Annotated in this window: 13 protein-coding genes; 10 read left to right on the forward strand and 3 right to left on the reverse strand. The window is 45.3% G+C overall.

Annotated elements, in window-relative coordinates:
- The first annotated feature begins 56 nt into the window (after positions 1 to 56).
- Positions 57 to 2,105 carry a leucine-rich repeat domain-containing protein gene (locus tag QUA57_RS26305; protein ID WP_333064694.1) on the forward strand — a complete coding sequence of 683 codons (2,049 nt, stop codon included), beginning with the start codon at positions 57 to 59 and terminating at the stop codon, positions 2,103 to 2,105.
- 857 nt (positions 2,106 to 2,962) lie between these two features.
- On the opposite strand, the gene QUA57_RS26310 is transcribed toward QUA57_RS26305, so the two are convergent.
- Positions 2,963 to 3,706 (reverse strand): leucine-rich repeat domain-containing protein, encoded by a 744-nt coding sequence (locus tag QUA57_RS26310; RefSeq protein WP_333064692.1) that lies wholly within the window; start codon positions 3,704 to 3,706, stop codon positions 2,963 to 2,965.
- A 307-nt stretch (positions 3,707 to 4,013) separates the two neighbouring features.
- Between QUA57_RS26310 and QUA57_RS26315 the strand changes: the two genes are divergently transcribed.
- The 9 genes from QUA57_RS26315 (at position 4,014) to QUA57_RS26355 (ending at position 11,597) form a co-directional block, all read left to right on the forward strand.
- Positions 4,014 to 5,690, forward strand: coding sequence for a calcium-binding protein (locus tag QUA57_RS26315; RefSeq protein ID WP_333251436.1), 1,677 nt, complete (start codon positions 4,014 to 4,016; stop codon positions 5,688 to 5,690).
- A gap of 173 nt (positions 5,691 to 5,863) precedes the next feature.
- The gene (locus QUA57_RS26320) at positions 5,864 to 5,995 is read left to right on the forward strand and encodes a hypothetical protein (protein ID WP_333064706.1); all 132 of its coding nucleotides are present in this window, start codon (positions 5,864 to 5,866) and stop codon (positions 5,993 to 5,995) included.
- A gap of 91 nt (positions 5,996 to 6,086) precedes the next feature.
- Positions 6,087 to 6,521 (forward strand): hypothetical protein, encoded by a 435-nt coding sequence (locus tag QUA57_RS26325; RefSeq protein WP_333064704.1) that lies wholly within the window; start codon positions 6,087 to 6,089, stop codon positions 6,519 to 6,521.
- 272 nt (positions 6,522 to 6,793) lie between these two features.
- Complete coding sequence (locus QUA57_RS26330; protein ID WP_333042649.1) at positions 6,794 to 7,240, forward strand: hypothetical protein; 447 nt, start codon at positions 6,794 to 6,796, stop codon at positions 7,238 to 7,240.
- Positions 7,240 to 7,725, forward strand: a complete 486-nt coding sequence (locus tag QUA57_RS26335; protein WP_333064703.1) for a hypothetical protein — start codon at positions 7,240 to 7,242, stop codon at positions 7,723 to 7,725. The genes QUA57_RS26330 and QUA57_RS26335 overlap by 1 nt, the downstream gene beginning before the upstream one ends.
- Complete coding sequence (locus tag QUA57_RS26340; protein WP_333064702.1) at positions 7,722 to 7,991, forward strand: hypothetical protein; 270 nt, start codon at positions 7,722 to 7,724, stop codon at positions 7,989 to 7,991. The genes QUA57_RS26335 and QUA57_RS26340 overlap by 4 nt, the downstream gene beginning before the upstream one ends.
- Positions 7,979 to 8,536 carry a hypothetical protein gene (locus tag QUA57_RS26345; RefSeq protein WP_333064701.1) on the forward strand — a complete coding sequence of 186 codons (558 nt, stop codon included), beginning with the start codon at positions 7,979 to 7,981 and terminating at the stop codon, positions 8,534 to 8,536. Before QUA57_RS26340 ends, QUA57_RS26345 begins: the two co-directional genes overlap by 13 nt.
- 740 nt (positions 8,537 to 9,276) lie before the next feature.
- Positions 9,277 to 10,866, forward strand: a complete 1,590-nt coding sequence (locus QUA57_RS26350; RefSeq protein ID WP_333064700.1) for a bifunctional DNA primase/polymerase — start codon at positions 9,277 to 9,279, stop codon at positions 10,864 to 10,866.
- A gap of 86 nt (positions 10,867 to 10,952) precedes the next feature.
- Entirely contained in the window at positions 10,953 to 11,597 is a 645-nt protein-coding gene (locus tag QUA57_RS26355; protein WP_333064698.1) for a tyrosine-type recombinase/integrase, read from the forward strand.
- Between the two features lie 232 nt (positions 11,598 to 11,829).
- On the opposite strand, the gene QUA57_RS26360 is transcribed toward QUA57_RS26355, so the two are convergent.
- Together QUA57_RS26360 and QUA57_RS26365 are read right to left on the reverse strand one after the other, a co-directional pair.
- The gene (locus tag QUA57_RS26360; RefSeq protein WP_333064696.1) at positions 11,830 to 12,963 is read right to left on the reverse strand and encodes a tetratricopeptide repeat protein; all 1,134 of its coding nucleotides are present in this window, start codon (positions 12,961 to 12,963) and stop codon (positions 11,830 to 11,832) included.
- Between the two features lie 390 nt (positions 12,964 to 13,353).
- Positions 13,354 to 13,905 (reverse strand): DUF4339 domain-containing protein, encoded by a 552-nt coding sequence (locus tag QUA57_RS26365; protein WP_333064695.1) that lies wholly within the window; start codon positions 13,903 to 13,905, stop codon positions 13,354 to 13,356.
- Between the last annotated feature and the right edge of the window lie 732 nt (positions 13,906 to 14,637).

The raw sequence follows: 14,637 nt of genomic DNA on the forward strand, positions 1-14,637 counted from the left end.
CAATAGGCTAAATTTAATTGTCCCAATAAAATAAATGCTACGGAGAGACAAAGGGTATGACGCGAGAAGAAGCAGTGCGGCGAATTGACCGGGCAGCCGAGGAAAAATGGACGGCACTAGATTTGTCGGGGCTGAATCTAAAAGAAGTGCCACCAGAAATTTGCAAGTGTATGCAGCTTGAGACTTTGCTGTTGGGGAAATCTTCTCAGGCATCGAGACGCGAAACAAATAGGTTCTTCCAATTTCCTGATGCGGTTCTTGGATTAACTAACTTAAAAATACTTGACCTCAATAACAATCCTATTAGCTCCATCCCAAAATCGATAGGGCAACTGTCCAATCTGGTAGTGCTTGACCTTAGCCGCAATCAGATTAACTCTATTTCAGAAGCGATAGGGCAATTGTCCAATCTGACACAGCTTAACCTTAACCACAATCACATTAACTCCATCCCAGAGGCAATCTGCCAATTGTCTAATCTGACACAGCTTAACCTTAACCACAATCACATTGGCTCCATCCCAGAGGCAATCTGCCAACTGTCTAATCTGACACAGCTTGACCTCAGTAACAATTACATTAGATTCATTTCCGAGGCAATCTGCCAACTGTCTAATCTGAGAGAGCTTAACCTCAGCCATAATAAAATTATCTCCATCTCAGAAGCAATCGGTCAACTGTCCAATTTGACATGGCTTAATCTCAATGAAAATGAGATTACGTGCATCCCAGAGGCAATCGGTCAACTGTCTAATCTGACACAGCTTAGTATCGAGCGCAATTTTAAAATTACCTCTATCCCAGAGGCAATCGGGCAATTGTCGAAACTGACACGCCTTAACCTCGGTCACAATAATATTACCTGCATCCCAGAGGATCTCGCGCAACTGTCCAATCTGACATCGCTGGATCTCAATTACAATAAGATTACCTGCATTTCAGAGGATTTCGGGCAACTGTCCAATCTGACATCGCTTGATCTCAATTACAATAAGATTACCTCCATCCCAGAGGAGGTTGGGCAACTGTCCAATCTGACATCCCTTGACCTCAGTAATAATGAGATTACCTATATCCCAGTAGCAATCGGGCAACTGTCCAATCTGACATTGCTTGATCTCAATAGGAATCAAATTACGTGCATCCCAGCGACAATCGGGCAACTGTCCAATCTGACATCGCTTGACCTCGGTAATAATAAGATTACGTGTATCCCAGAGGCAATTGGGCAACTGTCCAATCTGACATCACTTAAACTCCATAGCAATAATATTACGTGCGTCCCAGAGGCAATCGGGCAACTGTCCAATCTGATATCGCTTAGGCTCCATGACAATAAGATTACCTGTATCTCGGAGGCAATCGGACAACTATTGAACCTGACAAACCTTTACCTCAGTAGCAATAAGATTACCTATATCTCAGAGGTCATCGGGCAACTGTCCAATCTGACATTGCTTGACCTCAGTAATAATGAGATTACGTGCATCCCAGACGCAATTGGGCACCTGTCAAACCTGACACAGTTTTGTCTCCATAACAATCAAATTACGTGCATCCCAGAAGCAATCAGGCAACTGTCCAATCTGACATCGCTTGCCATCAGTGAAAATCAAATTACGTGCATCCCAGAAGCAATCGGGCAACTGTCCAATCTGACAGCGCTTAACCTCAGTAGGAATCAAATTACGTGCATCCCAGAAGCAATCGGGCAACTGTCCAATCTGACAGCGCTTAACCTCAATAACAATCAAATTACCTGCATTCCAAAAGCAATCGAACAACTGTCAAACCTGACAAAGTTTTTTCTCTATAACAATCAAATTACCTGCATTCCAGAAGCAATCGGACAACTGTCAAATCTGACATGGCTTGACCTCCGTGACAATCAGATTACTTCCCTTCCAGAATCGATTCGTGGCATGAAAAAAATAGAAAGATTTTTTTTGCATGACAATCCGATTCCGATTCCGATCCGAATCCTCCAAGGCAAAAACCGATGGTGCGGATCATCACCATCACGCGATTTTTATACCCTTATCGACTTCTACTTCCAAACCTGCAATCCCAACAATAGCGAAGAATTCAACGAAGCCAATTTTTGATTGTGGAGAAGAGGTTGATTGCCCTGACTTCTTCCTGCCTTTACACTAAGCGAGCTAGTGAGTAAAATTAACAAAAACACAAAAAGGGTGGCTATGGTCGATCGCGCTCAATGAGTTTTGGCTGGCATGTCGATTTACAAGCCCTAGGCAGGGAAAATTGAGTTTACCAGCCTATCCGTTTATAAAAATAGTGGTTTTTTCCTCAGTTTTCCCTCAAAGCAGCACTGATGTCCGTTTATGGAAATGGTATTAAGTGCACAGTAACTAATTTTGTCTTACAGTTTTGCCTTACTATTTTTTATTGTGTAAGACAGCCGAGCCACAAGACTTCCACGTCGTAAGCTGGGAAATGTGGTTATCCCCGCCCATAACACAATACGGTTCAGTTAATGTTTTTTTGTCATTGCAAGCGCATAGCGAAGAAATCGCAGTATATGTTTTTCACAGGGTTTTGTCTCTGTGAGTGTGTTATCTGAACCGTATTGGCCTATAACAAGGTTTTGAAGTGAGTGGGAAGTTACCCTTTCCCCGCCTAAACCTCTAGCGGGATTTTTTCGACGGGCTGTTAAGTCTTTGCCGAAGTGAAAAAGATTTAGAAGACCGTCGGAAAAATAGCCACCACCCTCCTAACTCTTGGCAACAACAAAAGTCATGTGTCACGCGCTTGAGGGTATTTAATAACCTTAATGGTTCCAATTTCTGACTCAGGATATGGGAATATCTTAACCCGGGGCTTAGAACTGCTACAGATTCAATATCTAACAGTTTCCCGCCTTTCTTCCCTGTACTCGAAATAGTGGCTTCCCCTATCTCTCGCAACCTCTTCCCCACAATCAAAAGTTGGCTTCGTTGAATTCTTAGGTATTGTTGGGATTGCGGGTTTGGAAGTAGAAGTCGATAAGGCTATTAAAATCCTCTGACCCGCACCAGCCTTTTTTGCCTTGGATGATGTGGAGAGGAAGCGGGATCGGATTTCCATGTAAGTAGAATGTTCCCATATTTTTCATGCCACGAATCGATTCTGGAAGGGAAATAATCTGATTGTCACGGAGGTCAAGCCTTATCAAATTGGACAGTTGCCCGATTGCTTCTGGGATGCAGGTAATCTGATTGTTATTGAGGTAAAGCCACATCAAATTGGACAGTTGCCCAATTGCTTCTGGGATGCAGGTAATCTGATTGTTATTGAGGTAAAGCTCTCTCAGATTGGACAGTTGCCCGATTGCTTCTGAGATGCAGGTAATCTGATTGTTATTGAGGTAAAACCCTCTCAGCTTGGACAGTTGCCCGATTGCTTCTGGGATGCAGGTAATCTGATTGTCACCGAGGTAAAGCTCTCTTAGATTGGACAGTTGCTTGATGACCTCTGGGATACAGGTAATCTGATTGTCACTGAGGTCAAGCCATTCCAGATTGGACAGTTGCCCGATGACCTCTGGAATGCAGGTAATCTGATTGCCACCGAGGTAAAGCTCTCTCAGATTCCTACACTTAACAATCTCCAGCGGCAATTCCTCTAACCCCAGCCTCCTCAAATTAAGTTCAATCAAATTTTTTTCGGCTGCCCGGTCAATTACTCGCACTGCTTCTTCTCGCGCCATACCCTTTGTCTCTCCGTAGCATTTATTTTATTGGAGCAATTAAATTTAGCCTATTGAAAAAAACGGCAGGAATCAAGATGCGACATCAAGAGAACACACTAATGCCATTTCCCAAAAATTAATGGGGCAATAAATATGTTCAAGGAAGGGAAAGAGCATTTTCTGAGTCCATGCTGAAAAGTGCCACAGTTTCATCAGGATATACCATTATCCTGATGAAGCTCTAGCATCTCAAGCCTTGGGCTAGAAAATACCAAGGTTTCAGTACAAATTAAAAACAGTCCAAATTATTGAAATATCAGGGCTTATGAATATTACTCGCGTCTCTGTTGACTCAGCAGGCAATCAGGGCAATCAAAGCTCAATTTTCGCCGGCATTCCTTCCATTTCGCCCGACGGGCGGTTTGTGGCGTTTATATCAGCAGCTTCCAACCTTGTGCCGGGGGACACTAATGCTAGCGACGATATCTTTGTGCGTGACACGCTAGCCAATACCACCATCCGTGTCTCTGTGGACTCAGCAGGTAATCAGGCGAATAGTGACTCCTCTATCCCTTTCATCTCAGCCGACAGGCGGTTTGTGGTGTTTGAGTCTAATGCCACCAACCTTGTGCCAGGGGACACTAACAATGAGAGAGACATTTTTGTGCGGGATTTGTTGACGAATACCACCACCCGCGTATCTGTAGACTCAGCAAGTAATCAGGCGAACAGTGGCTCTTATATCGCGTCTATCTCAGCCGACGGGAGATTTGTAGCGTTTTCATCTTTTGCCTCCAACCTCGTACCAGGGGACACTAACAATACAACCGATGTCTTTGTGCGAGACACGCTAGCCAATACAACTACCCGTGTATCTGTAGACTCAGCAGGTAATCAAGCGAACGATGTCTCCTACTCCTACCTCCCGTCCATCTCAGCCGACGGGAGGTTTGTGGCGTTTGAGTCTAATGCCACCAATCTAGTGCCGGGAGATACTAACGATACAGGCGACATATTCGTGCGAGACACGCTTACGAATACCACTACCCGCGTATCTGTAGACTCAGCAGGTAATCAGGGGAACGGTGGATCCGTCGAACTCTCCATGTCAGCCGACGGACGGTTTGTGGCATTTTCCTCTTTTGCCACCAACCTCGTACCGGGGGACACTAACGATACAAGCGACATATTCGTGCGGGACACGCTTACGAATACCACCACCCGCGTATCTGTAGACTCAGCAGGTAATCAGGGGAACGGTGTCTTCGGTTCTAGTATCTCCATTTCGCCCGACGGGCGGTTTGTGGCGTTTGACTCTACTGCCTCCAACCTCGTGCCGGGGGACACTAACAATGAGCGAGACATATTCGTGCGGGACACGCTTACGAATACCACCACCCGCGTATCTGTAGGCTCAGCAGGCAATCAGGGAAACAACGACTCCTTCGGTCCTCTCTCCATCTCTGCAAGCGGGCAGAGAGTAGCGTTTGTTTCTACTGCCTCCAACCTCGTGCCAGGGGATACCAACAATATCCCCGATGTCTTCGTTTCTGACATTGGTAACACTCCAGCCAGTAACCCTCCTGATAACAACATCAACGGTACTCTAGGCAACGACATTTTCACTGGCATCAATAGCAACGATATCATCAACGGTTTGCGGGGCAACGACCTCCTGTCTGGCGGGGGTGGCAACGACTCTCTGTATGGTGGCAAAGGTTTTGACACTCTCAACGGCGGTTTGGGAAACGATATTCTAGTCGGCGGCGGGGGCAACGATGTCTTTGTTTTAGGTGTCGGATTGGGAGTGGATACAATTGCTGATTTCGCCAACTCTCAAGATACCGTGCAACTAATCAATGGCTTGACCTTCCGACAGCTATCAATTTCGCCGGGAACTGACGGCACATTAATTACAGTAGCCAGCAGCGGTGAAGTTTTAGCTTCTTTGATAGGCGTTGCTCCTGCTCTCATTAGTTCTGAAGATTTTATCTCGGTCTAGAGTTTGAAAGTCACCACCTAGACTTATCCTTTACTTTAAGGTGATCACTTTAGAACGCAAGGATTAAAATAATACCGACTAGAATCGCCGGACAAATAGAACAAAACCTTAACCTCCCTAAAACTTGTTTTAGACGGGAATAGCAGTATACCCGCCTAGAACAAGGTTTTGGAATGAGTGAGAAATTACCTTATCCTCGCCTAAAGCTTCCAGCGGGATTTTTACGACTGGCCGCCATTGTTTTCTTCGTAGTCACAATTAAAAAATCGGCCATCGGAAAAATCGCCGCCTGCCCGTCCGGCTGAGGACACCAAAAAGTCGTGTGTCACGCGCTTGTTACTACTTAACGTTACTGTTAGACTAAATGAAACGCTTGACACAAGGGATTTGTTTGTTATGCCTAACCCTAAAGGACACGAAGACTCAATCAAAGATTCCCGCTTTAAAGCTACTTGGCATAGCGGCCCGACTCGCACTATTCGAGTTCCGATCGCCCTGGCTGACGCTACTCTAGATTATGCCCGACAACTTGACAACAAACTCGAACCGCGTGACACAGCAAATGGGCGTAGTGGTTCCGAAGTAGATAAAAAACAATCTCAATCGCGTGACACCAGTGGTTCAATTGATGAAGTCAAGCGATTAAAGGGTGAATGTAAGCGACTTCAGAATTTAGTGAGTGACATGAGGATTGAGCTGTACCAGACCCGACACGCTGAAATTGAGGTACCAGAAGCTGCTGACTTGTTAAACAGGCTCAAAGCCAAGCGTAAAAAATCAGCGGCAACACTCGCAGACATTGAGGCAATTTTGGAGATGATTGAAGAGTAAACCCCAAAAGGGAATTAGGAATTACGCCCCTAAAAAGGGGCTTTACTCGTACAAAACTTTACAATTGCAGGGTTGTATTTTCTCGAAGAAGCTGCGATCGTAAGTAATTAAGGAAGATTGACGCGCGACTGATTGGTGCTAGTCACACCAAACAAGTCACGACTTCCCCAAATCGTTCTCGTTCAACGTTTGGAGCCTAACTATAATGCCATATTCAGCCGATTGCCTTGAGGGGCGATCGCAACTCTTAACGGAGTTGGCGGGGTTTTGCCATGACTAAACCTATTGCCAGCTACAGACGGATAGACCGATTAAAAGCGATCGCATTTGAGCGCGGTTTCACCAATGAAGATGCAAAGCAGTTCGGGAAGCTTTCTAAAACTGCTACTTGGGAAACACTGCTTGACCTCTACCTTGTTGAGGGTGAATCGCTTGACACAATGCTAGGTGTACAGCTAGACAACACGCTAGATATTGTAGACACGACTGTAGACAGTGTAGACACCCTTGATTGGACTAATGATGGTTCGTCCCCGGTGTGTAGTTTTAGCCGCCAAAATTCCACTAACTTTCTAGACTGGGTTGATTTCGGGCAACTTATCGCGCTCGTACTCGCATCGGCGGGAGTGTTTGTGCTGGCGATGTCCCTGTGGCGACAAATCAACCCTTTAAATCTTTTCCCTCCAGTCCGCGTAAACATTCAAATCGGAGCGAAATAATGGGAACCATGACTCGACTATTTGGCGGCGATAGCTCAGAAGCTATTAGCAGCAAGAGCGAGGTGCTCAGCAAAGCAACGGATGCAAGCGTAATAACACCTCTAAATCCTGGTAAATTCAGCAGTATCCGCTCTATTCCTGTACTTGATGCCCCCCGCTACTTCACTAAGGAGGAAGCTGATGCCCTGAAAGCTGAATCCAAACAGAAAACAGAGGACGCACGGCACACGAAAAAAGCCTACAAAGCGATGTCTGCCGTTGAGGTTGCCGATGCAAAAGTTCACAAGGCACACAGAGGGTATGAGATTGCAGTTGCTACCAATGAACTGACGAAGAAGCAAGCAGATTTCAAACTGGCTAAAAAATTGCACGGGTTGCGACCAGGATATGCTCGGCTAGGGGTAGGACTTGAAAAAGCTGAGAGCAAGGCTACAGAACGGATTGAAGCTATCAAGGCTAAACTTCTGGGAGGTTCGGCAGAATGATAAAAGCGATCGCACTCACCAACAACTTTGTGTTGACTGCGATCGCCTCCAGCTTTCTATGTTGGTTGGCATCGCTGCATTTCTCCCTTCTGTATTTTGTGCAAGCACTCTTTGCGCTCAAGCTTATCATCAGCGCTACTGCATGGGTAGTTGACGACGCTCTTGTAAGGTTGCTGAAAATCGACTTAATGGAATTGCGGTTCCGGCTGATAGTAAGTACAATTGCTGCCTTGGTCGGTGTGGGGGTGATGCTATGTCGCTTCTGAAAGTTTCAGTTCTGTCTGTTTCGGGCGTTTGCTTGTGGCTGGCTCCTCCGTTCGTTTTCTCGCGCAGAATCCCTCTGCACAATTTCATGCAAGGCATCGCCCTGGTGTCTGGTTTTGCCTGCTGCTTTGAAGCCCGTCGCTCTGCTCTGAAATTGGCGAAGATTGAGGAATTCGAGGCATTAAAGCAGGCGGCCATTGATAGCGATGTAGTCCACGAAATCAGTACCTCAGTCTATGTTAGTGAGGAAACCAGGAAGAGGGAAGCTGAGGCAATTTTGGCAGCTTCCGAGGAGGAAGTGGAAGCTAAGCGGGAAGCGTTGGAAGCTATATATACCAACGACTTACAGGCAGAAGCTTCCGCTACCGTTTCCGAAAATGATGCTAGTGATTTACAGCTTTGGTGGAAAGTGGAAGCGGCGAAAGTTGAGGGAAAAACTGTGACCTGGATTATTGAGAATATTCTCAACAAGAAGGGGCGTAAATTTTCTGAAGGTAAAAAGCAGCTTGAGGAATTAATTAAAAAATTTGGTGAAAAAGGAGGATAATAGAACGTGGGCCGGGGGGGGACAGCTCGCGTGGCCGCCCCCTCCCCGGCCGCGATATTTTTGCTTGCTCGCTTCAAACTTAACTGTCCAACTCAACCGGGTTGAGTGATACCCGGTATACTCCCCAAAACAGAATAACTAATGGTATATTGTCAACCCCAAAAAGATTGACCTAACCATTGGCAAAAATTTGAGTTTTACTTTTCCTTTTTTAAAAATGTTGGTGGGGGGGTAAAATCAAAATTAGATAAAACTGTCCTGGCTACTCGATTCAAGTGTCGATGTAGGTGGCTGCCAGGTTATCTGGATAAAAAAAAGACCTAATAGGCGATTGGTGGAGTCCTAGTTGTGCGTGAGTGCGACGAATCCAGAAGGCAACCCTAGAAATGTCTTGATGTAGCGAGTATTGAGTTGTGCGTGACAGGGGCTCAAGAAATCTCTCAAGGTAGGTTGATGGAAGGCGGGTCTAACAGAGCCCGGAGAAACAGGCAGCATCGGAAGGCTGCGCGTGCGAAGGATGCAACACACCAATGTAAACAAGCTGGAGGATTTCCCATTCGCACGGGAGAGCTAGCTTTTATCGTCATATTCTTGCTTTGACGGCTAAAAGCGGTTCCTATTGTGATGCTGAAAAACAGCACCCAAAATCCTCCAGCAATTACAAACACCAAAAAACCGCTGACTCAATTGGAACCTGAACAGCGGCTTTTGGATATGGTCGGAAGACCAAACAATCTAGTATGAATACTAACTTACTGAGGCATCACTTTTCAAGTGAGATGTTCAGTTGGCCGCTAGTACCCGTTTGTGGGAAGCGACCTTACCATAAAAAATGGATCACTGAAATTTATCATCCCTCTGAAATTGTTGGTCAAATTGAAGCCGGCAAAGCTACAGGGTTTGGGGTGAAATTGGGTAAGGGTCTGTTAGCCATAGACTTTGACGGTGACTCTGCCCTACAACTTTTATCTAAATTGTCTGGGGAAAATAATCTTGATATTTTCTCTCAAACAACTAGCTGGAGTAGCGGTCGCCCTGGGCGTAAACAGTGTTTATTCTCTGTTCCCGAAAAAGATTGGTCGCGTCTCCGCAATCTTAGAATTGCCACGGGTGTGGTTGATGCTGATGGAGCTGAGGAATTTTTAGAGTTCCGGTGGTTGGGAACTCAAAGCGTGTTACCGCCAAGCATTCATCCCTCTACACTCAAGCCATATCAATGGATAAATAACCCGGCTCAATTTCCCCCGGTGTGCGCTCCTGAGTGGCTTATTAACTTATGTGAAAGCTGGCATAGCGAGTATGCGGGGCTTGATGAGCTTGATTTAGTCCGGTTCCCCGTGCGACTGTTCCCCTACTTTGGCCGCCAGATGTTGCCCTGGCTCCTGGCCCGTCGTTTTGATGTGTCCCGTTGGCAGAACTCCGGCTGCTCTAAGGGTTCGGGCGTGGGTAAATTTTCTTTGAATGCCGCTAGCTTGATACTTAAGCGTTCCCCTGGACACATCAGGAAGTTGCTTTCTGCGGCTAAATCTTCAGGACTAATAAGAAGCTATAAGCAGCGCGGTGTCTGGATTACAGTATTTTATTCGAGTTTGGAAAAAGCGATTGCACTTTCGGGCATTGATAAACTGGGCCCCATCGCTTCTATAAATATTGACTTTTTAAAAAATATCCATCTCATCGCTACAGAGGTGGAAGCTCAGAATTTGCAGCGATCGTCTTTCCACCTGCAACGGCGGGAAGAAATCGAGCAAATAAAGCCGGGGGAACCTTCCGGCCTCCGCACTCCGACGCAAATAATGGCCGCTTCTACGCACCCCTGCGATAACCTGGCGCGGGTACTGGGAAGAAGTGAGCGGTTCATTTTTTGCGAATCGGGGTTTAAATTCTACGGCGGTAGTCAAGAAGCGATCGCACAATTGCGCGGTTTATCTTCGAGCACTGTTAGCCGCCACCTTTCAAATAGTTATCGGCTGGCTGCTTCTCCGGTGCGGAAGTTCCGCTCGGAGTTGCCCCCGATTTCTAAAAAGCAACTGCTTGAGCGTCTCCCGCTCTTGCAAAATATGCCGGCTAACTTCTGCCGTGAAGATGGCTTAATTCTTTTGGGGGGCGATTGGTACAAGCCACATCCCAACATTTATTTACTAAATCATCGCCTGGTGTCTGCTCGTCGCCGTCGGGCTGCGATTCATAAGCAGAAGTTATTGGTTTTGAAAATCTCGCCGGGGGATTTAGAGAATAACTTTTCCTTATCAAAAGCTTTTGAAGAAGATTTTTCAAAGAAAGAAAACCGCCAAAAAAACCAGGAGAGGGAAAAGCAAAAACGATCATAGCTCAGCAATAACCCCGAGATCACCGGGACAGACTTTCTAAGATCTATCCCAATAGTTAGAATGTTGGCACTGATTTTAGGTGTCAAATGGTTTTAATCCCGTTCCCCAGCCGCGGCCCTCAACTTCTGAAAGTTAGAGAGTCTGTTTCGCCGCCCCCAAAAACTAGCTCCAACAGGAGGACATACTTGGAAGTTCGCGATCGGGAGTATTTGTTTGAGGATGAAGTGGAGGCGATGATTAAGGCCGCCAGAAAGGGGCGGTGGGGTCATCGGGACTCTACGCTTATTCTGATCGGCTATCGGCACGGGCTGCGGATATCGGAGCTGGTAAACTTGCGCTGGCAGCAAATCAATCTCAAGACCGCTCACATTCACGTTAGGCGGCTTAAGGGTTCGCGGCCGAGTGTTCACCCGCTGGCTGGGGAAGAGATGCGATCGCTCAGGCAGTTGCAGAGAGATTTTCCTGACTCGCCCTACCTGTTTGTATCGGAGCGGGGCGGGCCGATTACTCCAGACGCGGCTAGGAAGATGATTAAGAAGGCGGGGGAGGTTGCCGAGCTTCAGTTCCCGGTACATCCCCATATGCTTCGGCACGGCTGCGGGTACTATTTGGCGGCTAAAGGGATAGACACCAGGGCGATTCAAGAATATTTGGGACACGCTAATATTAGCCACACAGTTCGCTATACCCAATTAGCACCCCATCGGTTTGATGGATTTTGGGATGACTGACAGTTACTCAACCAGTTATGTAATCGCTCGCTGTTACTTAGCAGCTAGCGGTAAGACACCATTACCATAAGCGGTAACATACCATAAACAGTAACATACCATTATTAAGAGACAGAGTTTCTAAAATTACCCCTAAAACCCTATCAGAGATTGAAACCTAAGTTCGATTCTCAGATTAGCTTTTACCAACTGCCCGAAGCACCCTAAAACCCTACCTTGCTTAGTAAAAAAATTAGCGTTCTTTGAGTAAGCGCTCTGTTTTTGCTAAGTTCTCCCAGGCTTTTTTATCATCTGGAGATAACCTTACCGCCTTTTTAAATGCTTCTAGTGCTTCATTAAGTTTACCTTGTCTTAAGAGAATTTCACCAATATAATTGGAATGAGAAGCACCTTCAGGAAATCCAGTTTCTTCTTTTCGACATAAAGCAATCGCTAAATCATATAAGCCTTGTTCGACTAAATGTTCACTAATAAGATTTGGAAATGGAAAATGGTTAATATCTGACCCGCAAACATCTGTTCCTTGCCCAGGCTGAAAAATTTCAATAGCTTTTTGATAGGCCTCGATAGCAGCAGTGCGTTTTCCTTGTTTGATTAGTGCATATCCCAATCCAACATAGTTATCCATCATGCTCCTAGAGTTATCAAACGTAGAGGGAGAATTCTTAATCTGCTTCCGATAAAAAGATTCAGCATCGCTATACTTTTCCATTCTTAGCAACAACATACCTAAATCATTGATGACCTCTGGATCGTTGGGTGTGCGTTGCAGTTGCTGTTGAAATATCGACAGAACTTCTTCAAGACGATTTTGTCTTTGTAGAAGGAAGACTAATTCCATAGAATTCCATCGTCCAGGAAGATTCCGCAGCGAAATTGATTTTCGATATGCTGACTCCGCATCTTCAATTTTATTTAAGCTTTCTAAAACCTGACCTATTGCATTATACGCATTTGCTGCTAATTCACCTTGATCGTTCACGGATTGAATTGCTTTTTTTAAAACAACTAAAGCATCTTCAGGCTTATTTTCCATCCACAAAACGTACCCACTTCCAATATATGCTTCAGCAATAAGTTGCTTATTCTCAGCTTGTTCTATAACCAGGTTATAATTTTTCAATGATTCGTTATATTGGCATATACTGCGTAGAGAATTAGCTAATTCGATATATGCACGAAAATCTCTGGGATTTACTTGGATTTTGTATTGAGACTGCCTAATGGTTCCAAAAGCTGTATCACGCATAATTGAATAATCAATACCTGGAGAATGCCTACATTTATCAACCTGTGCATACGATGCTTGCCGTGTCAACAGCACTATTAAAGTTGAAAAAATAAAAGTGATTTGAGCAAACTTCATAAAACAGTTTGGTTTAGGGAGTAAAATTCTTAATGTGAAATTAATTAATATCTTTCGACAGGCAAGACAATCGGTCAATCCATAAATTCATTGTTTGAATTCATAAAAGTCATACCCTAAATTTATAACACCCAACTAAACACCATATAACATTTTCGGCTCCATTCCATACAAATTATTCAAAATTGACTTGACATTGGGAAACACTACTTTCCCCGCCTAGCTTTAGTATGCTGCAAATGACTGGTTTCCCCGATTAAACGACCTACAGCCTGAATTACCTGCACTGCGGTCAATTCAGTCCCCAGAGAGCTTAAAAAGCCACGTTGTTGATACTGACTAGCCCTTTGTTGAGAATAAACGTTAATCTGTTGTACCCAGGATGTATGCTTATTTTTTACTGAGATATTTTGCCAGTTCTGGGACTTCACCGGCCTTTTGCCAGTCAGCTTCCCCTCGCCGAACTTTTGTGCGATCTGTGATTTTCTGAACTTCCCAGAGTTGCAAGGTGGTATACGGCCCTTCAGGCTTACCCGATCGGAACACGTACCAGTCAGCAATTTCAGGGGCTGCTTGCTTAGCAGGTTTTACCACCCGTCGCTCTACTGGGCTTGGAGTTGGTGAGGTGGATTTCTGATTCATCTTTATTAACCATGCACCCAGAAAACCAAATCCACCAAGGAGTCCTCCTCCGACTCCAAACATTACGACAGGAGAAGTGGCACGGTAGGGTTCCGGGGCCGCCGGAGTGGGAGAAGGTGTCGGGGAGGGGGTTGAGTCGTCGTAATTTCGGTGTCGGTTTCGCGGATAATATGGCTCGCTGCGAGTCCTTTTTCCTTTTTTCGCGGCTTCGGATGGGAGAGAAATTGTTGTGGCAGCTAATAAGCTTCCGCCTAAGAGTAGCAGCAGTTTTCGGCGCGACAGTTTAGTAGAATAGTTCATGTTCTGAGAAATGATAGGGGTATCAATATTTTCTCAGAACACCCGACAAAGCAAAATAGCACTCGCAGCCCGCCAAGTATTTTATTTTTGACTGGCTGAACATTTAAAGTTCTATTAATTATTTAATGCGTCTGCACTTAGGAGGCGCTATCAATGAACCGCGTGACACAATGGTAGAAAAAGCCTTAAGCATCTAGGCTCAAGGCTTTTTTGTTGGGTATTTGCTCGGTAATATCAAAATATAAAAACCGTGTGTCACGCGCTTGATACTACTTAACAATACTGTTAAACTAATAGCTCAAACGCATGACACACGATAATACACGTATCTTATTTACTATTATGCCAAATCCTAAAGGACATGAGGACTCAATCAAGGATTCTCGATTTAAAGCTGCTTGCCAGAGTGGTCCTACTTGCACCATCCGAGTTCCGAGCGCCTTGGCTCAATCAGGAAGTGCTTTTAACCTGATGTAACTGCAAGGGTTACAAGCCCTAGACTGGGAAATGTGCCTATCTTGATGGATCTGTAGCAGTTTTAAGTTGTAGATCAGAATATGCTCCTTCCTAGAACATATTCATTGCCATATGAATTTTCGGGAAACGGCGTTAGTGTGTTCTCTTGATGCCGCATCTTGATTCCTGCCGTTTTTTCCAATAGGCTAAATTTAATTGTCCCAATAAAATAAATGCTACGGAGAGACAAAGGGTATGACGCGAGAAGAAGCAGTG

It is taken from the genome of Microcoleus sp. Pol7_B2, assembly GCF_036701035.1.
In the GTDB taxonomy this organism is placed as follows: Bacteria; Cyanobacteriota; Cyanobacteriia; order Cyanobacteriales; family Microcoleaceae; genus Microcoleus.

What these genes read in the sequence shown, in the direction of transcription:
- QUA57_RS26345 (WP_333064701.1), top strand. Translation starts at nt 7,979, where the DNA reads ATGTCGCTTCTGAAAGTTTCAGTTCTGTCTGTTTCGGGCGTTTGCTTG.
- QUA57_RS26335 (WP_333064703.1), top strand. Translation starts at nt 7,240, where the DNA reads ATGGGAACCATGACTCGACTATTTGGCGGCGATAGCTCAGAAGCTATT.
- QUA57_RS26365 (WP_333064695.1), bottom strand. Translation starts at nt 13,905, where the DNA reads ATGAACTATTCTACTAAACTGTCGCGCCGAAAACTGCTGCTACTCTTA.
- QUA57_RS26355 (WP_333064698.1), top strand. Translation starts at nt 10,953, where the DNA reads ATGGTTTTAATCCCGTTCCCCAGCCGCGGCCCTCAACTTCTGAAAGTT.
- QUA57_RS26305 (WP_333064694.1), top strand. Translation starts at nt 57, where the DNA reads ATGACGCGAGAAGAAGCAGTGCGGCGAATTGACCGGGCAGCCGAGGAA.
- QUA57_RS26325 (WP_333064704.1), top strand. Translation starts at nt 6,087, where the DNA reads ATGCCTAACCCTAAAGGACACGAAGACTCAATCAAAGATTCCCGCTTT.
- QUA57_RS26340 (WP_333064702.1), top strand. Translation starts at nt 7,722, where the DNA reads ATGATAAAAGCGATCGCACTCACCAACAACTTTGTGTTGACTGCGATC.
- QUA57_RS26315 (WP_333251436.1), top strand. Translation starts at nt 4,014, where the DNA reads ATGAATATTACTCGCGTCTCTGTTGACTCAGCAGGCAATCAGGGCAAT.
- QUA57_RS26350 (WP_333064700.1), top strand. Translation starts at nt 9,277, where the DNA reads ATGAATACTAACTTACTGAGGCATCACTTTTCAAGTGAGATGTTCAGT.
- QUA57_RS26330 (WP_333042649.1), top strand. Translation starts at nt 6,794, where the DNA reads ATGACTAAACCTATTGCCAGCTACAGACGGATAGACCGATTAAAAGCG.
- QUA57_RS26310 (WP_333064692.1), bottom strand. Translation starts at nt 3,706, where the DNA reads ATGGCGCGAGAAGAAGCAGTGCGAGTAATTGACCGGGCAGCCGAAAAA.
- QUA57_RS26360 (WP_333064696.1), bottom strand. Translation starts at nt 12,963, where the DNA reads ATGAAGTTTGCTCAAATCACTTTTATTTTTTCAACTTTAATAGTGCTG.
- QUA57_RS26320 (WP_333064706.1), top strand. Translation starts at nt 5,864, where the DNA reads ATGAGTGAGAAATTACCTTATCCTCGCCTAAAGCTTCCAGCGGGATTT.